The sequence below is a fragment of the Burkholderia aenigmatica genome (assembly GCF_048627025.1).
Classification (GTDB): domain Bacteria; phylum Pseudomonadota; class Gammaproteobacteria; order Burkholderiales; family Burkholderiaceae; genus Burkholderia; species Burkholderia aenigmatica.
The window spans coordinates 25,350-47,504 of record NZ_CP184472.1 but is presented as its reverse complement, the minus strand read 5'-3'; the positions used below and the strand labels follow the sequence as shown (position 1 = coordinate 47,504).

33 protein-coding genes are annotated in these 22,155 nt (G+C 59.4%); 3 read left to right on the top strand and 30 right to left on the bottom strand.

Annotated features, from left to right (window positions below):
- Nucleotides 1-16 precede the first annotated feature (16 nt).
- The 21 genes from ACN8ZM_RS39935 to ACN8ZM_RS39835 form a co-directional block, all read right to left on the bottom strand.
- Nucleotides 17-301 (bottom strand): hypothetical protein, encoded by a 285-nt coding sequence (locus ACN8ZM_RS39935; protein ID WP_420213393.1) that lies wholly within the window; start codon nt 299-301, stop codon nt 17-19.
- 26 nt (nt 302-327) lie between these two features.
- The gene (locus tag ACN8ZM_RS39930) at nt 328-582 is read right to left on the bottom strand and encodes a hypothetical protein (protein WP_420213392.1); all 255 of its coding nucleotides are present in this window, start codon (nt 580-582) and stop codon (nt 328-330) included.
- Nucleotides 583-712: 130 nt separating this feature from the next.
- Nucleotides 713-955: a hypothetical protein gene (locus ACN8ZM_RS39925; protein ID WP_420213391.1), complete on the bottom strand. Its 243-nt coding sequence runs from the start codon at nt 953-955 to the stop codon at nt 713-715.
- 11 nt (nt 956-966) lie between these two features.
- Nucleotides 967-1,191 carry a hypothetical protein gene (locus ACN8ZM_RS39920; RefSeq protein ID WP_420213390.1) on the bottom strand — a complete coding sequence of 75 codons (225 nt, stop codon included), beginning with the start codon at nt 1,189-1,191 and terminating at the stop codon, nt 967-969.
- Nucleotides 1,192-1,425: 234 nt separating this feature from the next.
- The gene (locus ACN8ZM_RS39915; RefSeq protein WP_420213389.1) at nt 1,426-1,608 is read right to left on the bottom strand and encodes a hypothetical protein; all 183 of its coding nucleotides are present in this window, start codon (nt 1,606-1,608) and stop codon (nt 1,426-1,428) included.
- A gap of 12 nt (nt 1,609-1,620) precedes the next feature.
- Nucleotides 1,621-1,824 (bottom strand): hypothetical protein, encoded by a 204-nt coding sequence (locus ACN8ZM_RS39910; RefSeq protein ID WP_420213388.1) that lies wholly within the window; start codon nt 1,822-1,824, stop codon nt 1,621-1,623.
- A gap of 227 nt (nt 1,825-2,051) precedes the next feature.
- Nucleotides 2,052-2,444 (bottom strand): hypothetical protein, encoded by a 393-nt coding sequence (locus tag ACN8ZM_RS39905; RefSeq protein WP_420213387.1) that lies wholly within the window; start codon nt 2,442-2,444, stop codon nt 2,052-2,054.
- Nucleotides 2,445-2,657: 213 nt separating this feature from the next.
- Nucleotides 2,658-2,942 carry a hypothetical protein gene (locus tag ACN8ZM_RS39900; protein WP_420213386.1) on the bottom strand — a complete coding sequence of 95 codons (285 nt, stop codon included), beginning with the start codon at nt 2,940-2,942 and terminating at the stop codon, nt 2,658-2,660.
- Between the two features lie 14 nt (nt 2,943-2,956).
- Nucleotides 2,957-3,295, bottom strand: coding sequence for a hypothetical protein (locus ACN8ZM_RS39895; protein ID WP_420213385.1), 339 nt, complete (start codon nt 3,293-3,295; stop codon nt 2,957-2,959).
- An 8-nt stretch (nt 3,296-3,303) separates the two neighbouring features.
- The gene (locus ACN8ZM_RS39890) at nt 3,304-3,570 is read right to left on the bottom strand and encodes a hypothetical protein (protein WP_420213384.1); all 267 of its coding nucleotides are present in this window, start codon (nt 3,568-3,570) and stop codon (nt 3,304-3,306) included.
- 403 nt (nt 3,571-3,973) lie between these two features.
- Complete coding sequence (locus ACN8ZM_RS39885) at nt 3,974-4,402, bottom strand: hypothetical protein (RefSeq protein ID WP_420213383.1); 429 nt, start codon at nt 4,400-4,402, stop codon at nt 3,974-3,976.
- A 184-nt stretch (nt 4,403-4,586) separates the two neighbouring features.
- Nucleotides 4,587-4,946, bottom strand: coding sequence for a hypothetical protein (locus ACN8ZM_RS39880; protein ID WP_420213382.1), 360 nt, complete (start codon nt 4,944-4,946; stop codon nt 4,587-4,589).
- Nucleotides 4,947-5,030: 84 nt separating this feature from the next.
- A complete protein-coding gene (locus tag ACN8ZM_RS39875) occupies nt 5,031-5,273 on the bottom strand; it encodes a hypothetical protein (protein WP_420213381.1) in 243 nt (80 codons plus the stop codon).
- A gap of 12 nt (nt 5,274-5,285) precedes the next feature.
- Nucleotides 5,286-5,549 (bottom strand): hypothetical protein, encoded by a 264-nt coding sequence (locus ACN8ZM_RS39870; protein WP_420213380.1) that lies wholly within the window; start codon nt 5,547-5,549, stop codon nt 5,286-5,288.
- A 38-nt stretch (nt 5,550-5,587) separates the two neighbouring features.
- A complete protein-coding gene (locus ACN8ZM_RS39865; RefSeq protein WP_420213379.1) occupies nt 5,588-5,839 on the bottom strand; it encodes a hypothetical protein in 252 nt (83 codons plus the stop codon).
- Between the two features lie 11 nt (nt 5,840-5,850).
- On the bottom strand, nt 5,851-6,132 hold the full coding sequence (locus tag ACN8ZM_RS39860; RefSeq protein WP_420213378.1) for a DUF6283 family protein: 282 nt from the start codon (nt 6,130-6,132) through the stop codon (nt 5,851-5,853).
- Between the two features lie 18 nt (nt 6,133-6,150).
- Nucleotides 6,151-6,393, bottom strand: a complete 243-nt coding sequence (locus ACN8ZM_RS39855; protein ID WP_420213377.1) for a hypothetical protein — start codon at nt 6,391-6,393, stop codon at nt 6,151-6,153.
- Between the two features lie 11 nt (nt 6,394-6,404).
- A complete protein-coding gene (locus tag ACN8ZM_RS39850) occupies nt 6,405-6,656 on the bottom strand; it encodes a hypothetical protein (protein WP_420213376.1) in 252 nt (83 codons plus the stop codon).
- A gap of 25 nt (nt 6,657-6,681) precedes the next feature.
- Nucleotides 6,682-6,819 carry a hypothetical protein gene (locus tag ACN8ZM_RS39845; RefSeq protein ID WP_420213375.1) on the bottom strand — a complete coding sequence of 46 codons (138 nt, stop codon included), beginning with the start codon at nt 6,817-6,819 and terminating at the stop codon, nt 6,682-6,684.
- An 87-nt stretch (nt 6,820-6,906) separates the two neighbouring features.
- Nucleotides 6,907-7,161, bottom strand: a complete 255-nt coding sequence (locus ACN8ZM_RS39840) for a hypothetical protein (protein WP_420213374.1) — start codon at nt 7,159-7,161, stop codon at nt 6,907-6,909.
- A gap of 467 nt (nt 7,162-7,628) precedes the next feature.
- Nucleotides 7,629-8,288: a site-specific integrase gene (locus ACN8ZM_RS39835; RefSeq protein WP_420213373.1), complete on the bottom strand. Its 660-nt coding sequence runs from the start codon at nt 8,286-8,288 to the stop codon at nt 7,629-7,631.
- 454 nt (nt 8,289-8,742) lie between these two features.
- Here ACN8ZM_RS39835 and istA point away from each other — a divergent pair, with 454 nt between their 5' ends.
- Both istA and istB read left to right on the top strand, forming a co-directional pair.
- A complete protein-coding gene (istA, locus tag ACN8ZM_RS39830) occupies nt 8,743-10,254 on the top strand; it encodes an IS21 family transposase (RefSeq protein WP_027809980.1) in 1,512 nt (503 codons plus the stop codon).
- A gap of 4 nt (nt 10,255-10,258) precedes the next feature.
- Nucleotides 10,259-11,047: an IS21-like element ISBmu1 family helper ATPase IstB gene (gene istB / locus ACN8ZM_RS39825; RefSeq protein ID WP_012213993.1), complete on the top strand. Its 789-nt coding sequence runs from the start codon at nt 10,259-10,261 to the stop codon at nt 11,045-11,047.
- Between the two features lie 89 nt (nt 11,048-11,136).
- Here istB and ACN8ZM_RS39820 read toward each other — a convergent pair whose 3' ends face one another.
- From ACN8ZM_RS39820 to ACN8ZM_RS39780, 9 genes are all read right to left on the bottom strand, one after another.
- Entirely contained in the window at nt 11,137-11,898 is a 762-nt protein-coding gene (locus ACN8ZM_RS39820) for a hypothetical protein (protein WP_420213372.1), read from the bottom strand.
- 252 nt (nt 11,899-12,150) lie between these two features.
- Nucleotides 12,151-12,858: a hypothetical protein gene (locus tag ACN8ZM_RS39815; RefSeq protein WP_420213371.1), complete on the bottom strand. Its 708-nt coding sequence runs from the start codon at nt 12,856-12,858 to the stop codon at nt 12,151-12,153.
- A 230-nt stretch (nt 12,859-13,088) separates the two neighbouring features.
- Complete coding sequence (locus ACN8ZM_RS39810) at nt 13,089-15,005, bottom strand: hypothetical protein (protein WP_420213370.1); 1,917 nt, start codon at nt 15,003-15,005, stop codon at nt 13,089-13,091.
- 84 nt (nt 15,006-15,089) lie between these two features.
- Nucleotides 15,090-15,755, bottom strand: coding sequence for a hypothetical protein (locus tag ACN8ZM_RS39805; RefSeq protein ID WP_420213369.1), 666 nt, complete (start codon nt 15,753-15,755; stop codon nt 15,090-15,092).
- Between the two features lie 216 nt (nt 15,756-15,971).
- On the bottom strand, nt 15,972-17,411 hold the full coding sequence (locus ACN8ZM_RS39800) for a DNA cytosine methyltransferase (RefSeq protein WP_420213368.1): 1,440 nt from the start codon (nt 17,409-17,411) through the stop codon (nt 15,972-15,974).
- A gap of 192 nt (nt 17,412-17,603) precedes the next feature.
- Complete coding sequence (locus tag ACN8ZM_RS39795; protein WP_420213367.1) at nt 17,604-17,945, bottom strand: hypothetical protein; 342 nt, start codon at nt 17,943-17,945, stop codon at nt 17,604-17,606.
- Between the two features lie 99 nt (nt 17,946-18,044).
- Nucleotides 18,045-18,329: a hypothetical protein gene (locus tag ACN8ZM_RS39790; protein ID WP_420213366.1), complete on the bottom strand. Its 285-nt coding sequence runs from the start codon at nt 18,327-18,329 to the stop codon at nt 18,045-18,047.
- Nucleotides 18,330-18,428: 99 nt separating this feature from the next.
- Nucleotides 18,429-19,229, bottom strand: coding sequence for a hypothetical protein (locus ACN8ZM_RS39785; protein ID WP_420213365.1), 801 nt, complete (start codon nt 19,227-19,229; stop codon nt 18,429-18,431).
- A gap of 151 nt (nt 19,230-19,380) precedes the next feature.
- Nucleotides 19,381-19,818 (bottom strand): hypothetical protein, encoded by a 438-nt coding sequence (locus ACN8ZM_RS39780; RefSeq protein ID WP_420213364.1) that lies wholly within the window; start codon nt 19,816-19,818, stop codon nt 19,381-19,383.
- A 116-nt stretch (nt 19,819-19,934) separates the two neighbouring features.
- Between ACN8ZM_RS39780 and ACN8ZM_RS39775 the strand changes: the two genes are divergently transcribed.
- Complete coding sequence (locus tag ACN8ZM_RS39775) at nt 19,935-22,133, top strand: DNA topoisomerase (RefSeq protein WP_420213363.1); 2,199 nt, start codon at nt 19,935-19,937, stop codon at nt 22,131-22,133.
- The last annotated feature ends 22 nt before the right edge of the window (nt 22,134-22,155 follow it).

The following is a 22,155-nucleotide window of genomic DNA, read 5'->3' as shown; positions in this document are numbered from 1 at the left end:
CACTTTTTCCGGTGGTTTATTGTCTGCCCAGATGTTGAACGCGAAGCTCGTGGTATTCAGCACATCGCTGGTCCATTGCTTGCCACGCGGCCTCGATGCGCTCACGATGATCGTTCGAGACGCGGTCGAACGCAGCCTCGGCATCTTCCCAGCTATGTCCGTGCTTCATCAGCGAGTTAATCAGCGATTCATGGCTGCCGATTACATCCGCCCAAGCAAGCTGCTCAGCCGCGGCCCTTTCACGCGCCTCCTTCCAACGAGCGAGCGCTGCATCTAGATCAGCCTTTGTCACTGTCGTCATAACGTGCTCCGTAGATGATCGTTTTCCTAATCCTCAGCCCGCGATGAATTGCGCGCCCTTGTGATCGCCCGATCTGCTAACTCTTGATGCAAGTTGAGTTCAAGATCAGGGTTCGTGTCGATCGCTCGCGCGACCCACAATTCATAGCGGGCTGTCGCGTCACTCTCCGTCCATCCGTGCCTGACATGCTGGCGAATGAAGTCCGCTTTCGCGCGCTCGTCGGTTCGAGGTAACGAGCCGCCCGATGAAGAATAAACCGCTGGAATGAAGCGCATCGCCATGACTGCTTTCCTATCGAACAGTGCCGTTCTTGCAGTGACCGCACCACATCCCCTTGCTTGGGCTGCAGAACGCAGGGCAGCCGCAGTGCGGGCAACGGATCGAGAGTGCTCCAAGGTACATAGCGTTTTCCTAAAGTTCGTGATTCGCGAGCCACATCAAGGCGCCATCGCGCTCGCTGCCCGCGATAGTCGTCCACGTTCGGCCTCGTTCATCGACCGCTATGCAGCCGGGTCGCCAATGCTCAGGGTTGCGCAATTGGTTCACCCAGCCCTGAACCTCACCTTGGAAAAGCACTACGACGCCACCCTTACCAACAAGCGCTTCCTGCTCGCGATAGCGACGCGCATCATCGATCATTGTCTTCGCATCCATCGTCGTGTTTCCTATCGCATTTCTCGGTACACTGCGGGCCCGCGGATCAGGCCGACCGCCAGCGTTGTCGAGCGACCATAGTTACGTGGCTCGCGCCGCACCTCATAGCCGTCCTGATCGTATGGCACTTTCGCAATGTGCTCTGCTACCGTTGCTTCCTGGTCGCGTACCGCTGCTAGGTCACGCATCACCAGCTCGGCCGGCAGTTCACGAAGGCATTCAAGCAGAGTCGCCATGGCTTTTTCCGATTCAACGGCCTGCAGCGTTCCACGCATGCATCGCAGCCTCGACAACCTCGGCTTCTGGCGTATCTTGTCTGCCCATCACTCCTGGCCCATTGTGTCCGCAAGCATTGCACTGCATATGCACGACGCTACCTGCCTTCACCAGAGCGATTTTCTCTTTTCCTTCACGGCAATTAGGGCATGGAACACATGCCAGCATTTCTCTTGGCATCTCGTTCTCCCGTCTCAAATTCCGTATTTCTCGCACAACGCCGCGATGCGTGCCGTATGTGCCTGATGCGCAGACAACGCCTCCGGCGACACCTCTTCGAGCTTCACTTTGCCGTGCGAGATTGCTGCATCCCACTCGGTTGTGCGGCGGACCAACATCACCAACTCGCTCATCTCTCGACGGATCTGCTCGAACATCGTTTTCTCCTTTCAGTGGCCGTGCTTTTTAAGGAGTGCCTCAGCTTTATCGAAATCGCCGGTGCTCGGCTGGTACGAACCGATGCGATCTTCCAATGCTCCTGCGAGCGTCCAATCGGTTCCACTGTCGCCACGATCTTCGAGCTCGCGACGCAGGTTCATCAGTCGGTTCGCGAGTTCGTCGGCGAGTGCATTAGGGTTGTCGTTTTCCGTCATTTCGTTTTTCCTGCCCACAGTTATAGTCGACGCATTCACCACAAGAAAAAGAGGATTACACTCTTTGCTGCGCACTCTCTCGGTCATTCGGTACTGCGTGCGCTTCGGGAAGTTCGTTTTTCAGCGCCCCCTCTTTCTTGTGGCGGCTGGTTACGCCAGCCATGCGTTCGATGTTTTCCTAGATGAGCGGCAGTTGCGCCCGTGCGCTATCCGCCCGCTTGCCAAACTCACTTTGCCTCAAAAATCGGGCGTGATGTGCACTTGCAGCCCAATGAAACACCGGGCAATACGAATCTCCCATCAATCAACGCACCCTTCTGAGGATTAAACGTCTTGCCGTCAAGGTCCGCGTGGCACGGTGATCCGTCAATCTTCGTTGAACGCAACCACTCAGCCTTCGCGAACTTGAGGTTCCGTGCATTAACCTGATGTTCACGCGCGATTGCCACGCCAGCAAAGAAGAGCGTTAGAGCACCAGCAACCCTGTCCGGTGCATCATAGCGGCCAGCACACAGCTGAGCGATTGCCGGGCCATTTCTCGGGTCGGTCCTCAACTGGGCGCCGAAACCGATCGCCTTATCGAAGGCGATGACTTCGAGGTAATCCATTTCAATTTGCATCCCGGCAGCCTCTGATACCCCCCAATACTGTTGGAAGTCTGTCGCCGTGTACCGGATGAATCCAACCGGCGCAGAAGCCGGCGCCTCGCAGTGCTCTCCGGCACCCGTTGCCCTCGAGGTTGCAGAGACCGCTGGGTCACCAGCACTGGTGCCTTTTGGTGCCTTGAACAGCCGATTTAGAATGCCCATTTTTCCTCGTGGCTACTTTCGTGGCTACTTCAATCCGAGATCGATCATCGCTTCTGGCATGTTCCGCAATGCCGCTTCCATAGCGAGATCCGCCTTGGGCTCGCTATAAATAATTCGCCCACCTTCAGCCTGGATTTGGTGCATTTCGGCCATTCGCTCCGACCAGATAGGGTCGGTCGAAGTTACTTTGAAGAGCGCAGCGCTCATACCAACAAAGTCGGATGGATGCCAACTGCCGTCATCCATTCGCGACCAGTACTTCGGTCGGAAAGAAAGCCCGTTCGTGAGAGATTGATTGGTCTTGTCCATGTTTTCCGATGCCGTTACCGGCCGACGAACAGATCCGCGATAAGGTGAAGCATCAGCGCGGCCCCCCCGATGATAAGAAAGATCTTCACGCCTTTCGGCCCAAGAATTTGAGCCCAGACGCCCGTTGGCCCGTCCGCGAGAAGCGCTTCCATCCGTGCTTTTTTGCGCCATCGTTCCTGCGGCCCCCAATCCGCCTCTACCAACTGAGTCAAGCTATAGGCTGTTGCGAGGAACGCGAGTCCCAAAAGCGTGACAAGTACGACGCGGTGGTGCGTGAGAAAAAGCACAGCCCCAAGTGCGGAGCACAGTATTGTGGTGATTACGATAGGTCGCTTAGACCAAAGCTTATACATCGTTTTTCCTAGGCCTTCGATGTGAGAACGCGTCGACCAACGAAATAGCCCTCAAACCCCAGAACCAATATAGCCGCACCCAAGCGCACGAGCACGATTCCGTTCGAACCTGCAGGAAGTCCGTACACGTGACCGGCAAGTTCGCCCATCGCGTACCCAATCGCGGCAGGAACGCCGGCCATCAGGGCTACGAATACGCCATCAACGAATCGGGTTCGATTGTTGCGTTCTTTGAGAGTTACGCGCAGCGCGCCTACGACATTTTTCAAGATCATTTCAGAAGTCCTCTCGATTGTTTTCCTATCCGTTTAGCGTGCAACCCATCGCTTCAATGGTTGTGCGCTCCGCTTCGTTGATGTCTTCCTCCGCCCCCACGTTCCGCAGCAAGGTCAACGTGATTCGATCGCCTTTCAGAACGGCCATAGCCAGCGCCCGATGGACCTTTCGGAAAGCATCCGGGTTGCCCTTTCGATACGGTAGGCTGGCCAGCAGCCGTCGAACATTACGCGCGTAGTGATTGCGCGGCCTCCGGCTTCCGCGCAAGGCCTTACCGACGTATCTGCCCCGCAGCTCACCCGTTTGTGCATCGTGTATCTCCCACATGTAGAGCAGCGGCCGTGTCCCGTCCGTACCGTTCGCGTCCAAGTGGAATTCCATCTCGCGCCCTGTTTCCGTTGCTTACGACAGCGCGGCGCGGCCGATAAGCCTTACGCGAACAAAGCAAGCGAAGCCGACGATCCATAACAGCAGTCCAGCCGACAGCCACGACTTCGCTCCGTCGCTCAGCATGACCGAGAAAGACCAATACATAGCAAGGCTGAGAAAAGTCATCGTGAGCAGTATCATTCCGCCCGCGCGCTTCCAGCAAAACGTCACGGCCAATAACGCCGCGACGACGAGAATCGATAGTCCGATCGAATGCATGTGCTTTCCTATCGAACACTGCCGTTCTTGCAGTGACCGCACCACATCCCCTTGCTTGGGCTGCACAACGCAGGGCGGCCGCAGTGCGGGCAACGGATCGAGAGTGCTCCAAGGTACATAGCGTTTTCCTAGGCCGCCTGAATCACGAAATTGGTTGCTGCGTAGCGGATGTTGCAGCTCCATACTTCCTCGTCGTTTCGATAAAAGTAAGCCCAACCGCTCTTGACTGTCATCCTCGCTTGCGGAAACACGGCACTATGACCATTGAGCGCAGCTGAAATCTCATTTCGTTCGCGGCACGTTGCCCAGTAGTCACCATCGGGCAACAAGTCCGGATCTGGCCGCCTTGATTTCGTCACGATCTTTCCTATTCGGCGTAGTCGGCGACTGGAAACAGGCTATTGAGCGCATCGAGGAGTTCCAGATGTTGTCGGCCACACCAAGACTTCTCTGCCAGCTGATTGCGCCACGGCCAGGTTGCATGGTTCTCATGCAGGCGATCGAGCGTGAACCAGTAGTACCCCTCGAGCGTCACATGCATTGAGCCGTGCTCCTCCGCGACGTAGGCGTTCGACATGGCGTGGCCGTCAAGCGTGAATATGACGCGCCTGGTGCTGTGCGCGTCGTCACACTCGGACGGCGCGACCTCCACCTTCCATCGCTCAATCTGATGACACGCCTCTATACGAGCCAAAAACTGCGAGGCTTTGGTGGGAAATTGCTTCATTTTTTCCAATCACTGTGCGGGTTCTCGAAAAGTCTGCCTTTCAGTGCCCGAAAACTTTCTACAATGCCCCCCTTTTCCGCCTTTCTATAGTTCGTGGTTTGCGAGCCACATCAGCGCACCATCGCGCTCGCTGCCTGCGATAGTCGTCCACGTGCGGCCCTGTTCATCGACCGCTATGCAGCCGGGTCGCCAATGCTCAGGGTTGCGCAATTGGTTCACCCAGCCCTGGACCTCACCTTGGAAAAGCACAACGACGCCACCCTTACCAACAAGCGCTTCCTGCTCGCGATAGCGACGCGCATCATCAATCATTGTCTTCGCATCCATCGTCGTGCTTTCCTAGGATTGATCTTCGACCGGAATGCGCATCAACATCGCGCTCAAATCTTCCTTAGTCAGCACCAGTTCGCAGAGCTTTCGAGGCTCGTCGTTCGTATCGAGCGTCATTACATCGACGATCATGAAGGCTTCGCCCGCGACGTTCGCAGCGCGTTCTGGAAACTGCAGCCAACGATTTGAAACTTGACAGACGACCTTGCCCGCGTTCAAGTCACGGCGTTTGCGTCTCTCTTTTGATCCCGGAAACCGTTTTACATTGCTCATCGCCTCTAGCCCCTGTCTTTTTCTGTTTTCCTCGTGAATCAGCGTGCCGCCCGAACTGCGTTGCGCAGGTCGTACAGCCAACCTTTAACGTCGAACTCGGCGCGGTACTGCGAGTGTGCCAGCAGGATCGTGTCTGCCGCGATGCTGATGCGCCCAGCGTCTCCGGCATCCAGCGCGTCCTTCGCTTGACGAAGCCATCCCTCGGGCACCTCCGGCACTTCCCGAGGTTGTTCCTGTGCAGTCTGCACTGCACAGCGCAAGGCATCTTCTACAGATACGATCTGGACCACGTTGTTTTCCTTCAGTTCTTGTGGTGCTCAATACAGGCTACCTTGCTTCCAAAGACTTGCTCATGTCCCGAGAGGTCGAGAGCGATGTCTAGCATTGAAGCCAACCGGACAAACGCGTTGTCATTGCCATTGATGAGCATGTGCCCGGCGCATTGCATGTCAGCGCTCTTGTGACATATAAACGAGTCGGCGGCCAGTATCTCAGCGGTTCGCTTTTCGCCCAGCCAGCCCTTCAAAGTGTCCGTCCTAAACGGACAGTCTTGGCAGGGAGTTTTGATGTGCGGCAGCTTCACGTAGTCCTTCCGGCTCTGTCACTTCGATTGATCGAGGCGCTCGCGCAGCGCCAGTCCGGACGATGTAGCTTTCCAGAAGCCGCGATCGTCACGGGCGGCAAAACCCGACCGGTACAACGCACGCATCGTATCTACGTTACAGACTCGCGCGCCGTTGACGATGACAGCCGAACCGGCACCGGGCTCGGCCGTCCAGCCGTGCGAGAGCCAACGCATCACACGGATCTGCGCTGGGGTCAGTTTCGGCGAAATCGAGTCCATGATTTTTCCGATCAGGCTGCGCGAGCTGCAAAATGAATGTTGTAGACCTGGGCGCCAAGTTCAGTGAACGTCATCGCCACCCTTCCGTCGTCGCTGTCCAGTGTCACCAGGCCCTTACGAGCCATACCCTTCGCGGCACGAAGTTCAGCTCGATCGACGGGGAGCGTGCTACCGACCGTCGGGTCCGGGTAGATGTGCGCAATAATCGAGTCCACGAGATCTCTCTCGCCAAGCGAGAGCTTGATCGTTTCCGCTTTGACCATTATTCGTCTTTCCTCGATCAGCCGATCACAGACCAGCCGAAATGATGCGCTCGGCCAATTGGCGTGCGCGGATCTGGTATTGGACTCGGTGGCCGAATAATTCGGCGTCACTGCGCGAAAGCGCGCGGTTCACCAGCATCAAGCAGTAGGCGTCGTCGCTCATGAATGTTTACTCTCATTCCTCCGCGCAGATACGCGGGTCACACGGTAGATATCGGCACATCATCTTCGACCCTGAGACGATGCTAGGCTATTTTGACGTTGCGCGCAACCTTTTATTCATCTCGAGCAGTGCGGCCTCGATGGCCGCTCGATCTGAGCCATGTTCCCCGGACAGACGTTCCAATGCCTGGGTTGCGTCCGACGACAGCCGCAATCGATTCAGGATGCGCCCTCCCGAGGCCACCAGGGCCTTATCCAGCGCGCTCACGCGCTGCGTTGCCGTCTTGGCGCCGGGCGACGGCCCGGTTGCCGGGCGCCCCCGGCGCTTTGCTTCTGCTGTCACTCTTGAAGTCCTTTGAGGTAACCTGCCGCACTCGTGAAAATGCGGGCGCCGCACGGTAGAGATTGTGGCGCCGGCGACTGAATCCGGTCCATTCTAGGTCGTGGCGAGCGTTGCGCGCAACGTCTGATAGGACGCGTCGATCTCGCCCCGCCCAGCGACGCGCTTCTCGGTCAACCTCCCGGGCACCGCCGTTCGTAGAGCGGTCGAGTCGTGTGACAGCAGGTTGGCCTTCCCAAGTGGCCGCCGCACGCGATTGTTGGCATCTTGAAGCACTACGAGACGCCGGCCGGGCCGGTGGTCGGCTTTCCTAGATCCATGTCTGGCGACCGCGTGCAGGCCAATCCTGTGGCCCGAAGAGCATGCAATTTTCTGTACGCTACTGAAAACTGTACGGTCCGGAGCGACCACGACCGTATGGAGAACCATACGATATGGAAAGACATATGGTCCAGCCCACTCGCGGCCGGTCAGACGACTCGAGAGACCAAGTCACCGAGCGAGACCGTGTCGCTGTCGATCAGCTTCTTAGTCGAGTTCAGCGAGGCATTGCCAACGAGCTCGGCGATGTGCCGCAGGTCGAAGCCCTTTCGGTGGAGCCGGACTGCAAACGTCCGGCGGGCCGATCCTGCATGGCCACCCTTTACGCCGGCCTGTGTGTGCAACCGCCGTATGACCTGACTCATGGAGTCGCATGAATATGAAACCGCCCCTGCGGGCGTTTTACGGGCCGTCAGGCGGTACGACTCCCCGTCTGACGACAGGAAGATCGGCTGCGATGGGACGAGGCCGCGGAAGGCGTTTTTGCGCGTCGTCACGCCGTGCCCGAGGCTCGCTCGCAACGCGAGATAGGCGTCGATCGCGCTGACCACTCGAGGGTTGGTCCAGAACGCCGGCCGGGCCCGGCTGTTGTACGCGATCGCGGCCGGAATCTCGCTCTCGGCAAGGACGGTTCCGTCTGCACGGAGGTAACTGCTCAACGGCAGAGTAGTGAGCTCGGTCAACATGAGCCCAAGGCCGTACAGCGTGTACAGCAGCGCGACGTCGCGCACGCGCGTTTCGCCTGTCACGCCAGCCACTTTGATCACATGCCGAAGATCAGCTTCTTCAATGACCGGGGCCTTCGCCATTCGTTACTCCAACTGTTTCGCGCCTATACATAGCGTACCCGGCAGCAGCTGACGGGACAATCCCCCTCGAGGCCTTATGAACATTGGGTTCCTCGGAAAAATCCCCAAACCGAAAACTTGCGGAATGTGCCAACTTGCACCGAATCGCAAACTGGCCGCACCAAAGAAAAAACCCGCCGGCGCACACCCCTGGGAAGGGGCATGCACACGGCGGGCGGGTTCCAGCTTGATAGATTGTCACGGGGCGGCGCTATGGAGCCAATGCGGGGTCGGCATAAGGGCGCCACTTGAGGGGCGGCACATAGGCGCCAGTCCAAGGGCGGCGTAATGGCGCCACGTTAGGGGCGGCGCATAGGCGCCAGCAGCATCAGGGCGAGAACGCGGTTCGAACTTTCCGAGTCGGTACGCTCCGTTCTTTTTGAACGGAGCGTCCATGGCCAACAGGAGGTTCGAATTGTTTGAATACCGCCAAGTCCTTGTCCGCATGCGGCAAGGCGATTCTGACCGCGACATCGCGCGCGGCGGTTTGATGGGGCGCAAGAAGCTGACGACCGTGCGCCGCGAGGCTGAAGCGCGTAGTTGGCTGGATCCGGTGCAGCCGCTGCCGGACGACGCTACGATCGCGGGTGTCTTCGGGCGCACGCCGCACCTGCCGCACACCTGTGTGTCGACGGTTGAGCCATATCGCGAACAGGTCCGCGAATGGCTTGCCGCCGGCGTTCAGGGCACCACGATCCATGCCGCCCTTCAACGCAATCATGGCTACGCCGGCAGCTATTGTGCCGTGAAGCGCATGCTGCGCCATCTGGCTGCCGAGCGCAGCGTGGCCACCACAACGATCCTCGACTTCGCACCGGCCGACGCCGCGCAGGTCGACTTCGGCGCGGGACCCGTGCTGACGGTCGAGGGCATTGCGGTCCGGACGTGGATCTTCGTGATGACGTTGTGCTGGTCGCGCCACCAGTATGCCGAGATCGTGCTGGACCAGACCGTCGAGACGTGGCTCGCCAGCCACCGGCGCGCCTTCGAATGGTTCGGCGGCTGTCCCGACCGGGTCATCATCGATAACGCGAAGTGCGCGATCATCCGGGCGTGTCGATACGAGCCGGCGGTGCAACGCTCGTACGCCGCGCTTGCCGAGGGATATGGATTCCGGATCGACGCCTGTCCGCCGCACGATCCCCAGAAGAAGGGCGTCGTCGAATCGGGCGTCAAATACGTCAAGAAGTCCTTCGTGCCGCTGCGCGAGTTCCGGGATCTGGCCGACGCCAACCGGCAACTGCGCGAATGGGTGATGCAGCAGGCCGGCACTCGTATCCACGGCACCGTCCACGAACGGCCGCTGACGCGCTTCGGCGTCGAGCGCCCGTTGCTCGCTGCATTGCCGGACGTGCCGCCGGTACTGTCGGTCTGGAAGGAGGTGGCGGTCCATCGCGACGGCCACGTCGTCTACAAGCACGCGCTGTACTCTGCACCGTTCACGCTCGTCGGCAAGTCGCTCTGGCTGAAGGCGACCGATACGGTCATCCAGCTGTTCCATCGGCATGAACTCGTCGCAACCCATCCGCGGCAGCGGGCCGGCGGTCGCCACACGGTGCGAGATCACCAGCCGCCCGAAGCGCAGGCCTGGCTCGAGCACGATCCGCAGTGGTGTCTGGCGCGCGCGAAGGAGATCGGGCCGTCGTGCCACGGCGTGATCCTCGCGCTGTTCAACGACAAGGTGCTCGTCAACCTGCGCGGCGCGCAGGGGATCATCCGGCTGCGACAGAAAGTCGGCGATCAGAGGCTGGAAGCAGCCTGCGAGCGTGCGCTCGCGTTCAGCAGCGCGAAGTACAGCACCATCAAGGGCATCCTCGACAAAGGCCTGGACAGCGAACCGGTGCCGCGTCCCGCGTCGGCCCCGACTGGCGCTTACCAGAACGGCGGCCGCTTCGGCCGTGATCTCCAATCCCTGCTGATCCACTGACACCATGAACCCGAGTCCCGAATTGAATTCCATCCTCAAACAGCTGCGCCTGTCCGGCATCCTCGACTCGCTTGAGCAGCGCAACCGTCAGGCGATCGACGGGCAGCTCGCCTATACCGAGTTCCTTGCCATGCTGCTGCACGACGAGGTTGCCCGTCGCGAACACAAGAAGCTCGGCACCCGTCTGCTGCGCGCCGGCTTCGCGATGGGCAAGACGCTCGAGACGTTCGACTTCGACCGGCTGCCTACGTTGAACCGCTCACACGTTCATGATCTCGCGACAGGCCGGTATCTCGACGAGAAGGTCGCGATCCTGATCGCCGGTCCAACCGGCACCGGCAAAAGCCACTTGGCCCAGGCGCTGGGCCACTGCGCCGCCCGCCAAGGCCGCGATGTGCTGTTCATCTCGCAGACCGAGCTGCTCAAGCGATTGAACGCCGCGCGCGCCACCGGCGCCTATGACCGCAAGTTCCAGCAGTACGCCCGGGTGCCGCTGCTGATCGTCGATGACTTCGCGCTCAAACCGCTACGTACCCCGCAGGACGAGGACTTCCACGATCTCGTCGCGGCCCGCTACGAGCACGCGGCGACCATCCTGACGTCGAATCTCGACTTCGGTGAATGGGGCGCCGCGTTCCCCGACAACCGCATCCTCGGCACCGCCACACTCGACCGACTACGCCACGGCGCCTACCGGCTCGTCCTCGAGGGCGACAGTTACCGCACCCCGAAACCGATGCCAGATCCCCCTCAAAATGCAGTTGCCAAAAACGGCAAAAAACCGCAACCTTGAAACCGTTCGAATCCGCGTTTTACCCCCGGTTCTGCTGGCGCCATTACGCCGCCCATCCCCGGCTCCTTTACGCCGCCCCGCGACATAGATCACATACCGGGCGAAGGTGCATCCGACAGGCTGTCTTCTTCCGGATCGATATCGAAGAACGAGGCATCCGATCCGATCTTGGCCGCTTCGGCATCAACCTGCTGACGCGTCAAGGCTTTGTTCGAAACGACGGCAAGACCACCACCGACATAGCCGCCTTCACCAGTCGCTTCCGGCAGTTTCCGGTCAGCAACAGCCTGACTCCTCGCCTCAGCTCTGGCCACATACTTGGCCAGTTCGAGGTTGATCTGAGCTCGAGCTTGCTTCAAAACATCAACCTCTTCCTGTGAAACAGGAGACAATTTTGACTGGTGGTCAATCCATGACTCCAGAAGAATCGTGGCCTCCTCCAACAGGTCGGGGGTCGAGCTTGAGCCGTTGAATGTCCCGTTCCGCAGACTCTCAACTTCACCCAGCAGTAACTCGACTGCGCAGGCAGGCGAGCCACCCTTCGACCAGCGCTTCTCCAGCAGGTTCATTACCTTGTACAGCAGGTCAGCGTTCGAGGTTTCCGGCAGTTTCCGACCCATTTTCTCGGCCTTCTTTATCGCTTCGGCAACGGTCAGGTGCGAAAAGTCGGGATACTCGAAGTCCGGTCCTGCCAAATCACGAATTGCATTGGCAAACTGCTCTTCGTCGTCGTACAGATCCGAGACACGCTCGTTTCCCACGTAGCGCGCCAAAACCTTCTTGGCGAACTCTTGGGTCTCGATCTTTCGAACCTCGGTTTCCGGCAATTTCCCATCTTGGGTCTGTTCCATTTTGCTACTCCTTGAATGCGCGAGCAGCGTCCCCGGTCGGGGAGCGCTTCCCCTGCTGGGTTGATTGACAGGCATTGCCCGGAGAGATGATCCCCGGGCGATGGAATGCCATGCCGTGATGATTTGCCCTTGTCGCGTGGGTGAATGTGAGGGCAGAGGTGTTCAAGACCGGGCGAAGAAAAACCCGCTAATTCTCCAGAGAGAAAAAGCGGGTTGGAGGTCCGAGTTGAAGGGTTACTAACTCATGCCCGGTCACGACCTCTTGCGAGCCCGGTCAATCGCAGCGTCGGCGTGCATGCTTGACAAGACGTCGATGGCAGCGTCCCGGCGTCGGGCGATCCACTCTCCGGTGGGCCGCTCATTCGATAAGCGCACCCCTTCGCAGTTGATGATCAGGCATTCGCCCGTTCTTCGATCCCAGACGCCGAAGACGCCATTCGAGTTCGTAACAATCTGCTTGCTCGACGACGACACGGCTTGGTATTCCCGCCCAGCATCGTCGAACAGCGGACGATCGGGATCGAGCGGCACAACTGGGCGCGGATCGACTTCCCCCACCAAAGGCATGCCCTTCTCCGGCGCTTTCCCGTCCGCAATATGAATCCCCACGGACTCGAAAGCGCGATCAAATGCATGAAGCTCGTGCTCCCAGTACGCCTTGTCATCCTTGTCATTCTCATACCAAAACCGATGCATGGCACGGTCCCGCGCGATGGTCAACGCCAAGCGCCAAGCCTCGTGGTTCGACCGGAAGCCATCCGGAATCGAAGCAGGGGCATAAGCCGCGAATGCCTGGTCGAACTCCCGGACCTGAATATCCCAGTCAAGGGGGCCATCGTCCACGTCCACTCCAACAAGGCAGCCGTCATCGAGCACAAGAAGCAACGCATCGCGCCAAGCTTCGCGATGAGTGACAAAATCATCCTCCTCCGGCAATTTCCCATCTTGTTTCTGTTCCATTTTGCTACTCCTTTATCGTGTTGCGAGTAGCGTCCCAAGTTTGGGAGGCACGTCCCCGCGGGGTTCAATTTGCATTGCAATGAGAGATGTACGCCGGGCAGTGGAATTCCCCGCCCCGACACAAGCAAATGCGCACCCGAACGCACACCGGCGGCACCAATAAAAAAGCCCGCCGGTGCAGCGCCCTGGAAAGGGGCTGGCACGCGGCGGGCGGGCAACTGCTGGATCGATCACGTACGCGGTGACGGAGCCGACGACTGCTTTTCGATTGCGTGATTCAACGCCAGAGCCTTTTGCTCTGCCTGGGCGTATTCCAACAAGGCCTTCGCAAGCGACGTGTGGACCACTTCGTCGCTGAAATGCCGAGCGGCAACGTCCCCCGTCGTCACACCCAGCGTATCCTGAACTGCCTTGCACCCAGCGTTGAGCGCGGCTTCCGCTGCCTGGTCCGCCAGGTCGTTCAGCTCCTGCCAGCCAGCCAGTTTCCGCCCCGGCACATCGCCGAGGTGATTCCAGATGGCCTCAACAGCAGTCTCCACGCCATCCAGATACACTGGAGACTTGACGTCGATGCCGGCGACCGCATGGGCCAGGATCATCGCCTCCACGCCGTCGAGTGCCGCCTTCCCCTCGGAACTTTCACCCTCATCGTGCAGGGAGGACCGAATTGCGCCGACACCCTGAGACGACAACGTGATCACGATGTCATATACGGGAAGGCGAATTTCGGTATGCGACAAATCCGGCAGTTTCCGAGCGCCATTTTCCAGTTGGTGGCGAACATCGCACGCCATTCCGAGCCGGATACGCTCCCACACCTCGTTGGCCGCATGAATCACCGAGTCTTCCGTTCTGAACTGAAACGGTCGCTCGCTTGATCCATCGGTAAAGCATACGTTGTTACCGTACGCTTCGCTCTGGAAGCTGTACCCCCATCCGCCTTGGGAAAACGCAACGAACGTGAAGCCGAGTCTTTCCAACTCTTCCCGAGAGAACGGCGGTGCCTCCGGCAGTTTCCGACCATCCAACGCCTTCAGTAGCTCCGACAGCTCTGCCGAATTCCCATTGTCGCGCGCTTCCACGATGGCCAACAGAGTTGCAGAATCGAACGCCGCGACAGCGCCGCCAAGAATGCCGGTACGAGCTTCCTCGCCTGCTTCGCGAGTACCGAACGGGCCCGCGACATTTTCCTGACGGTCGATATCGAACACGACGAAAGGAGCGTTGTTGCCGTCCCCTTCGAAGTTACCGGTTTCGTCTGTACCGTCCACTACCAGGTTGAGTTCCGGTAGTTTTCCAGCCTGGTCAGTACCATCAGCCTTCCAGATGGCCATCGTAGCAGCGTTAATCGACGTGATATCGGCATCGGTGCGCAGTTTGCGGTGATCCCCATACCGGCGGTAAAACGCATACAACGCATAGTCCTCGGCCAAGCTCATCCGCCCCATCGCGTCTTGAGCGGTCCACTGCATCCCGTAATGAGTTTCCACCGCGGACGCTGGGAATTCATGTGCGTTCGAAAAGCAACCATCCCCGCTTTCGTCGCCCTCGAAGCTGACTACGACTTTCAGCATTGGGGAAGTCGACTCCGGCAGTTTCCTTTCGTGGCCAGCAACAGCCGCCTTCCACGCTTCGAATGTCACCCCGACGCGAGCGACTTCATGCTCACGCAGGTTATGCAGCCCCCACTCTTCCAGAGACTCACCCGACGTGTAGGGCACGCCCTTTTTGCCGTCCCATTGCTGGACGTAGCCATTGGCGTCGAGGCCGATCACCTCATCGTCCTCATGCTGCGTTACCGGCAAGGTCCCGTCATAAGCTACTACCGGCAATTCGGTAGTAGGATCGATGCCGTGTTGGCAAACCGGTCCCGCCCCGCATTCCCCACCTCCACACACTTGCTGGCAGTAGCTTTCGGTCGTGGGTTCACCCTCCCCCAGTTCCCGAGCTGTCTCGCCCTTGAGCACGTCAGCAAGCTTCTGCATCATTGCTTCCTGCATCGGCGTTGTGAATTTTCCATTGAGCTGGATCGCAGCAACCCAGTCATTGCCGTCGAGCAGATGGTAGAAGTTCGCATCACCGTCAGCCCTGACTTTGATACTCGGTATCGGCTGGACGACGACCTGCAATTTCGTTGCTTCTTTCATGATGATTCTCCAGAAATTTGCGAGAGCCATCCCCAAGCGGGAATAGCTTCCCGCGAGGGTCTAAAAGGTTACTTTTTCAGGTGATCAAATCGCGTTTCCCGAATCATCTACATCCTCGCCGTCGACCTGAAACATCAATAGCGGAGCATTGTTGACGCTTGCCTCGAACGTGATCGGGTCCCCGTTCGGCCAGGCACCACCATTGCAGTCCGCCGCGCAGAAAGCTTCGCGGATACGCTCCTCCGCTTCTTGACGGCTCTTCGCTTTCACACGAATTGCGATGGCGACGGTGGAATCGAAAGCGAATTCGATCTCCGGCGTGCCCAGCTTCGATGCCCGCCTAACCACCGACAAGGCAACATCGATCTCGATCTCGTGCAGCTCGATCCCGAGCGCGCACATGGACGCGTCGATGGCCGCACGGACGCTTTGCGGGTCTTCGGTCGCTAGGTTGCGGTTTTCGACGACGTCGACCACGCGGCGAATTGCTGCATGGTCAATTCCACCGTCGAGATCGGAATAGCCCACCAACCGGTACCTATCCGACCACGACCCGCCACACGTCTCGCAACCGACACGCTGGTAGGCGGCGCCGGCGTCGATCGTGACCTCTTCGCCCCGGAGCCCCGCGCTCGTGCCGCACGACGGACAACGAGCGCCACGCGCGCCCACGTACTCGGCATCGCACATGGGGGACGTAGTAGAGGCACCCGACTCGATACGCTGGACCTGCTCTTCCTTCTCTTTCATCTTGCGACTCCGTGACGATGATGCGAGCAACGTCCCCTGGCGGGAACGCCTTCCGCGGGGTTGAATTGGCATTGCAAGATGAGATGCTGAACAGCAGGTGGAATGCGGGGAACAAGGAACACACTTCCCGCATGCGAGAAAAATCCCCAGGTCTCAACGAGACACCGGGGATTGAGTTCAACAGGTTTGCCGACTACTCGACACCGACCCGTACCTTCACGCGGACACCATCTCCGCTCGAGCGAACGTTGGGAACGCGATACTCCCTACTCGGCGGAATGCCTGCAGCGCCCGACCGATCGCATTGAAGACGGAGATGAACGGCGGAACGCTTACAGCCTGCCCGAGCAGCTCGTGCCCGAACGTCTGGGTCACGCCGTCGACCAGATCCTCCCAGACGCCCTTGCATCGCGCATGCTCGCGCACCGTGGGAATCCGCAGCAGGTCCGGATCAATCGGATGCCGAATGAATGTTCCCGTGCTCTGACGTTTCGCGAGGGTCTTGTTGAGCGTGTAGACCTTCTCGGACTCGGCGTCGACGACGTTCATCTTGAAGCCCTTGCCGGCCGCCGCGTCCCGCTCCTGCTTTTCTTTCAGGTACGTGAGCGGACTCCAAGACTTGTCGTCGAGTGCTACGGCCTCCATTACCTCGCCGACCTTGCGTGCTTGCCGCTCGGGCCGTTCGACGAGATCGAAGGAGAACTCGAGGCCGAGCGTCACTGCGACGATACACATCCGCTCGCGATGCTCGAGCATATTCCAGTCGGCCGCATGCAGCACGGTTTCGTGGACGATGTATCCCAGATCACGCAGCATGGACCGCGCTATTGCCGCGGAGGCGGTATTCAGCCAACCGGGCACACACTCAACCACCACGACGCTCGGTGACGTCTTCGCGACGGCCGCGAGGAACGGCACGACGAGATGACCGACATCCGGGTGCGCCTCGGGGCACGTGAGCTTGCGCTTCGTGCGACCGGCGTTCGACGCACCAGAACACGGGATCCCAATCGTGAAGACATCGAGCTTCGGCAGCTGCGCCATCGCCCAGTCGTCGAAAGCGACCTCCTGCATGGGTGCCGTCAGGAGGATCGTCTGTGCGTCGTAGACCGGGTTGCGCTGGACCGCGTGCTCCATGCAGTCGGGCCGGATCTCGTTCGCGACCGCGAGGCGGGCGCGTATCCCCGCTTGCGCGAAGCCGACGTGAGCGGCGCGATCGAGAACACCGACACCGGATGAAAACGACCCCATCACGAGCGGTTCCTCACGTTCCAGCTTTGCCTTTAGCCGGTCAAGCCGCTCCTTCGCACGCAACTCGGACGAGATGGGCATGACGAAGATCCGGCGCAGCTGGACCACGATACGTACGGCCGACAGACCCATCCGGACGAAGTTGCCGAGCAGGCCCTCGTTCTGGATGTCGATCACCGGAATTTCGCGTTCGCGCACAACCTTCTTAGACACGACACGACCGCCCTCCTCCGACGCCTCGATAATCACCATGCCCCGTTCCTGGTCGAGCTTCGCAGTGAATCTAACGCCCGGTACGAATCCGCCCCTCATTGCCTGTTCGCCGTCAATCCAAAGACGCGGTGTGCCCTTGTTACTGCCAATCCGACGAAGCTCCATACCTTTAAACGTGTTGACTTGCGACATCTTGTACCTCCTGAGATGAAAGTGAGATCGACGCCGACGTCGCGCTGGCCAGCGCGGTGTCGAACGATGTGCGTTGCCTCAGGAGATGCGTGGTGCGGGATGGAATGCGGATGGGGCGGATACTGACAAGGAGCGTGATGCCGGCCCCAGAAGTAAAAAAGCCCCGGAATCCGTGGATTCTGGGGCGATGGGTCAAAGCGAAACATGGGCGTCGTCGGCGAGAAGCCGCGTGAACGCTCCACGACCGTGGTTCTTGCCGCCGCAACGACATTCGCATGCACCGTTGAACTTGCCGTTCAGGCACTTCGCGTTGCATTCGTGACGGGACGGATACGACTTGTAGTCGATTCTTCGGGTCACCGGTAGCCACTGATGCAATCCAGAATCGTTGTCGGCCCAACCAACGTACTTCGAATACCCGTCGCTGCGAATGCCCTTCACGCCCGGGAATCGCTGCATGAACTCCGTATTGAGCATCGTGGTGATACCTTTCAACAACACGGTTTCGCCGTTCCAGTCACTGAAATACCGCATCCTGGCCATCGTCGATCCCCAAGAAACGTCGCTCAGAAAAAAAACACCCAGGAATCCGAAGATGCATGGGTGTCGAGGTCCTGTATGTCAATCCACCGATCATGCTGATGCGATCGGATCCGCATATTTGCCCCAGTCGCTGGCTTCTGTCAGCAGAGCCGTCTCGATCACTTTGTACGGCAACCCCTTCTCCTTCAAATGTTTGATTGCACCGATGCACGGCTTCGTCGGTTCGTCGTGGCACGCCCACGTTTTACCGTGATCGACACGCATCACGACGATCTCGTGCGGCGTCGGCAAACAGCCATAGTTCTGGACCTGTTCAGACATCTCAGTAAACGCGAACGGGCAGGTACATTCCGGCGATTGATGGTCGCAGGTCATAGCGTTGGTCTCCTGGTGGCGCGAAAAGAAAAAGACCCAAAAATCCGAGGATTAGTGGGTCTTTTAGATCACGAAATTACATCTTTCGATGCATCTAGATCAATACGGAAAATCGTCGTCCATCTGATCAAAACCACCTGCAGGTCCGCGAGGTTGTTCAACGCGGCGCCCGGCGGGTTCGTCGTGCGGCTCGTCGTCGATCTTGAACTTCGGCTCGATCACGTTTTGAAGAATGCCCTTGTAGAACTCGATCACTGCATTCGAGCGCACGGTGCCGAGCATCTTCCGATCCTTGAATCCAGCCGCCTTCGCTGCTTCGACCTTCGAGTTCACGGCGTCAACCCCAGCTTCGAAGATTCCGTCTGCCTGCTTGATTTCACCGTCTTCGCCCTTGAGCTGAACGGTGGAATCGAAGTAGACGCGCTCGGTAGCCTGATCTTCGCGACCTTGCCCCGGGAAAACCGAGAAGGCCTTGATGATCGTGTTACGGGTGACGGTATCGTTCGCGAGCTTGCGGATCAACATCTGAGCCGCACCACTGTAGAGCGGCAGCGTCACGAGATAGCCTTCCTTCGTGTCGGGATCGACGAGCTTGACGCGGATGTCCTGGTAGGACCCGTTTGCATGCTCGCGCTCGGAGTAGTACACCGAGGTGATCTCGCCGTCGAGCGTAGTGCTCGAAGGGATGCCGTTTTCCTCGAGGAACTTGCGGACCTCACGGGAAACCGTCTTGCCTGCGAGCCCGTCGAAGCCACGCTTCCACGATTCCTCACCGACCAGTTCGCGCGCTTTGGTGATGATCGCGCGATTTGCTTCGTTGGAGATCAGGAGGACGCCCGGCGTCGAGCTGTATTCCAGATAGATCGACTTGGAAGCACCTGCGTTTTGACGGATAGCCATGGTGATTCTCCTTCAGAGAGTTGCCCGGTTGAGGGCGTAAGAAAATGGTTCCCGAGTGGCTCGGGGAATTGACATAGCGAAGAGAGATGCAGGTGGAAAAGTAGAATGGCGTGGTTCAGAATCTTTTTTTTCGGGTGCTCGCGCCCGCTACCTAGGCCTTCGAATCAGTTGCTTCACCGGCGCGACGGAATTCACTCACGTCGAGTGACAGAAAGGCCGTGGATTCGTCGTTCGGGTCTTCGAACTTGATCCATGCGGCGAGCCGGAGCTTGTCGCCTGTCTCCTGGTCCACCAGCAGATCCCCGGTGTAATCCGGGTGGTTCCGACCATCGACCTTGCGATCGTTGTCGAACAGGTTTCCCCGGAAGTAGGTCTTGCCCGCGCCCTCTCCGGCAGCAAACGCGAGACGGATGTACAACGTGCCGCTCGCGGCGGCATCTCGAATCCCGGTGATCGCGATTTTCGTCCCCGATCCGGCTTCGGTTACGTCAGCTGCATAGTCGGCAGCGACGCTCTCGCCCTTCTTCTTCCAGAACAGTCGTTTCGGGTCGGTGTTGACCCGCAGTTCGGCACGAAACGCCCTCAGCATGGTTGTCCTCCTCGATGAATCTCAAGCCTGCGTGCATCAACGCGCTGCGTTTCTGCATGCGGGAGCCGTGTGATAGAACACGGGGGCATTATCGAAACCTCGGGGAGAATGCAGAAATGATTCCAAGCGATACGCTGGTCATCGCCGAAAAATTCAATCTCGCGATGGACATCGCCAACGCGGTCGCCAAACCCTTTCGGGGAAATCCTAGAGATGGGTACCTGATCGCCGATACGATGACGATCAGTTGGGCGTCCGGTCACCTGGCGGGTCTGGTCGACGCGGAAGTTTATGATCCCAAGTACAAGAAGTGGTCCCTCGACGATCTCCCGATTGCGCCGGCAGTGCTGCGGAAGGACGTCATCAAGGACCGTAAGACTGGGAAGCCCAACCCAAACGCCGCAAGGCAGCTCGCAGTGCTTGGCCGGCTGCTTAAAAGCGCGAAGTCCGTTATTCACGCCGGGGACCCGGAACGTGAGGGCCAACTGATTATCGACGAGATACTGGAGCGCTTCGGATTCCAAGGGGACGTCAAGCGCCTCTGGTTGCAGGCGCAGACAACCTCGGGGATCCGCGATGCATATCGCAAGATGCAGCCTAACAGCGCCCGCGCAAACCTGCTGGCTGCCGCGAAAGCTCGCGAGGATCTCGACTGGCTCGTGGGTATCAACTGCACCCGTGGTTATACCGTCCTCTGGCAAGGCAAAGGGCACGAAGGCATGCTTCAGGCCGGGCGCCTCAAGTCAGCGATCGTGGGCATCGTGGAGATGCGCGAGGCGGAGATCGAGGTATTCGTCCGGACCGCGTACTTTGCTATTTCCGGAACGGTCGAGTCGACGAAGGGCGCCTTCGGCGCCACGTGGCGGCGGCCTGCCGATGCCGCGCCTCCGCGATTCAACAACGACGGACTTCTGCTGGATCGCAGCTACGCCGATGCCGTTCGCACGCGGGCTGAAGGGAAGACGGGTGTGGTTACCGTTGCGGACACGAAATCGGGCGAGCGTACCCCGCCCCCCTTGCTCTTCTCATTGAGTGAGCTGCAGAAGGTCGCTGGCGCGGCGTTTGGACTTTCACCGGGCGCGACCCTGGAAGCGGCGCAGAACCTTTACAACAAGTACAAGCTCACCACCTACCCTCGCGTCGAATGTCAATATGCGCCGGTCGACCTCTGGAATGAAGCTGCTCAGGTGTTCGACGCCGTCCGAGAGAACTTCGGCACGGAATGGCGACTCGGGGACAAAGCCAACGCATCGCGCCGGTCCCGAGCTTTTGACGACAGTCGGCTCGGCGAGCACTTTGCAATCTTGCCGACGACGACCCGCGCGCGCGTAGCGGATTTGCCCGGACCGGAGCGACTCGTGTACGGCGAGATTGTGCGGCGCTACATGGCGCAGTTTCACGAGGACTACGTCTACGATTCAACCGCCATCGAGGTCATAGTCGAAGGCGAGCGCTTCACGACCCGAGGGATCGTGCCTGTATCGCTGGGGTGGCGCACTCTCTACCCGAACGACGCCGACGGCGATGGGGCATCCGCGCTTCCACCTCTTGTCGTAGGTGATGCGGTCCGCATGGACGAAGTAAACATCGAGAGCAAAGTCACGTCCCCTCCTCCTCGCTTCACGAGCTCGACGCTGCTCGACGCGATCAAGAACGTCCACCTGTTCGTTCAGGATCCGGCGATCAAGAAAGTTCTGAAGGAGCGCGGGCTCGGTACTTCTGCGACCCGCGGTCCAACGATCGACGAGCTGATCGATGCGCACTTCTTCGAAGAGGTGAAGGACGGACGGAACAAGGTCCTGATTCCCACGCCGAAAGCGCGTGCGTATGCGCGCGCGCTGCCCTCCGACCTCATCAAGCCGGACTTCACCGCGTGGCTCGAAGACAAGCTGGGTGAAGTCGCCGAGGGTACGCTGTCGAAGTCGGACTTCGACACGTACGGGCGCCGCTTCGTACAACGGCTTGTAGCCGGCATGAAGGACGGATCCGTGGCAAACGCAATGCCGATGCCGAAGGACCTTCCCGCGGCCGTCGTCGTGAAGCGCAGCCGTGGCGGCACCAAGGCGGCGGCACCGCGCAAACCGCGTGCGAAGCCCGCATCCGGGACACCAGCGGCGCCCGCCGGAAAATCGTCGTCGGATCCCAGCACTCGAACCGGACGGCCCGCCGCTCGCCCGTCCGCCGCACCTGCACCAGGCGGAAGCGCATTCGCTCTTGCGGCCCCGAAGAGCACGACGCCGGCTGCGCAACCAAGCGCGGCGCCGGCGGCACGGCCGGCAAAACCGGCCGGCAATCCCTTCAGTCTGAAGAAATGACGCCATTCGTCGCCGCGCCCTT

What these genes read in the sequence shown, in the direction of transcription:
- ACN8ZM_RS39935 (WP_420213393.1), bottom strand. Translation starts at nt 301, where the DNA reads ATGACGACAGTGACAAAGGCTGATCTAGATGCAGCGCTCGCTCGTTGG.
- ACN8ZM_RS39930 (WP_420213392.1), bottom strand. Translation starts at nt 582, where the DNA reads ATGGCGATGCGCTTCATTCCAGCGGTTTATTCTTCATCGGGCGGCTCG.
- ACN8ZM_RS39925 (WP_420213391.1), bottom strand. Translation starts at nt 955, where the DNA reads ATGGATGCGAAGACAATGATCGATGATGCGCGTCGCTATCGCGAGCAG.
- ACN8ZM_RS39920 (WP_420213390.1), bottom strand. Translation starts at nt 1,191, where the DNA reads ATGGCGACTCTGCTTGAATGCCTTCGTGAACTGCCGGCCGAGCTGGTG.
- ACN8ZM_RS39915 (WP_420213389.1), bottom strand. Translation starts at nt 1,608, where the DNA reads ATGTTCGAGCAGATCCGTCGAGAGATGAGCGAGTTGGTGATGTTGGTC.
- ACN8ZM_RS39910 (WP_420213388.1), bottom strand. Translation starts at nt 1,824, where the DNA reads ATGACGGAAAACGACAACCCTAATGCACTCGCCGACGAACTCGCGAAC.
- ACN8ZM_RS39905 (WP_420213387.1), bottom strand. Translation starts at nt 2,444, where the DNA reads ATGCAAATTGAAATGGATTACCTCGAAGTCATCGCCTTCGATAAGGCG.
- ACN8ZM_RS39900 (WP_420213386.1), bottom strand. Translation starts at nt 2,942, where the DNA reads ATGGACAAGACCAATCAATCTCTCACGAACGGGCTTTCTTTCCGACCG.
- ACN8ZM_RS39895 (WP_420213385.1), bottom strand. Translation starts at nt 3,295, where the DNA reads ATGTATAAGCTTTGGTCTAAGCGACCTATCGTAATCACCACAATACTG.
- ACN8ZM_RS39890 (WP_420213384.1), bottom strand. Translation starts at nt 3,570, where the DNA reads ATGATCTTGAAAAATGTCGTAGGCGCGCTGCGCGTAACTCTCAAAGAA.
- ACN8ZM_RS39885 (WP_420213383.1), bottom strand. Translation starts at nt 4,402, where the DNA reads ATGGAGCTGCAACATCCGCTACGCAGCAACCAATTTCGTGATTCAGGC.
- ACN8ZM_RS39880 (WP_420213382.1), bottom strand. Translation starts at nt 4,946, where the DNA reads ATGAAGCAATTTCCCACCAAAGCCTCGCAGTTTTTGGCTCGTATAGAG.
- ACN8ZM_RS39875 (WP_420213381.1), bottom strand. Translation starts at nt 5,273, where the DNA reads ATGGATGCGAAGACAATGATTGATGATGCGCGTCGCTATCGCGAGCAG.
- ACN8ZM_RS39870 (WP_420213380.1), bottom strand. Translation starts at nt 5,549, where the DNA reads ATGAGCAATGTAAAACGGTTTCCGGGATCAAAAGAGAGACGCAAACGC.
- ACN8ZM_RS39855 (WP_420213377.1), bottom strand. Translation starts at nt 6,393, where the DNA reads ATGGACTCGATTTCGCCGAAACTGACCCCAGCGCAGATCCGTGTGATG.
- ACN8ZM_RS39850 (WP_420213376.1), bottom strand. Translation starts at nt 6,656, where the DNA reads ATGGTCAAAGCGGAAACGATCAAGCTCTCGCTTGGCGAGAGAGATCTC.
- ACN8ZM_RS39845 (WP_420213375.1), bottom strand. Translation starts at nt 6,819, where the DNA reads ATGAGCGACGACGCCTACTGCTTGATGCTGGTGAACCGCGCGCTTTCG.
- ACN8ZM_RS39835 (WP_420213373.1), bottom strand. Translation starts at nt 8,288, where the DNA reads ATGGCGAAGGCCCCGGTCATTGAAGAAGCTGATCTTCGGCATGTGATC.
- istB (WP_012213993.1), top strand. Translation starts at nt 10,259, where the DNA reads ATGAACCCGAGTCCCGAATTGAATTCCATCCTCAAACAGCTGCGCCTG.
- ACN8ZM_RS39820 (WP_420213372.1), bottom strand. Translation starts at nt 11,898, where the DNA reads ATGGAACAGACCCAAGATGGGAAATTGCCGGAAACCGAGGTTCGAAAG.
- ACN8ZM_RS39815 (WP_420213371.1), bottom strand. Translation starts at nt 12,858, where the DNA reads ATGGAACAGAAACAAGATGGGAAATTGCCGGAGGAGGATGATTTTGTC.
- ACN8ZM_RS39810 (WP_420213370.1), bottom strand. Translation starts at nt 15,005, where the DNA reads ATGAAAGAAGCAACGAAATTGCAGGTCGTCGTCCAGCCGATACCGAGT.
- ACN8ZM_RS39805 (WP_420213369.1), bottom strand. Translation starts at nt 15,755, where the DNA reads ATGAAAGAGAAGGAAGAGCAGGTCCAGCGTATCGAGTCGGGTGCCTCT.
- ACN8ZM_RS39800 (WP_420213368.1), bottom strand. Translation starts at nt 17,411, where the DNA reads ATGTCGCAAGTCAACACGTTTAAAGGTATGGAGCTTCGTCGGATTGGC.
- ACN8ZM_RS39795 (WP_420213367.1), bottom strand. Translation starts at nt 17,945, where the DNA reads ATGCGGTATTTCAGTGACTGGAACGGCGAAACCGTGTTGTTGAAAGGT.
- ACN8ZM_RS39790 (WP_420213366.1), bottom strand. Translation starts at nt 18,329, where the DNA reads ATGACCTGCGACCATCAATCGCCGGAATGTACCTGCCCGTTCGCGTTT.
- ACN8ZM_RS39785 (WP_420213365.1), bottom strand. Translation starts at nt 19,229, where the DNA reads ATGGCTATCCGTCAAAACGCAGGTGCTTCCAAGTCGATCTATCTGGAA.
- ACN8ZM_RS39780 (WP_420213364.1), bottom strand. Translation starts at nt 19,818, where the DNA reads ATGCTGAGGGCGTTTCGTGCCGAACTGCGGGTCAACACCGACCCGAAA.
- ACN8ZM_RS39775 (WP_420213363.1), top strand. Translation starts at nt 19,935, where the DNA reads ATGATTCCAAGCGATACGCTGGTCATCGCCGAAAAATTCAATCTCGCG.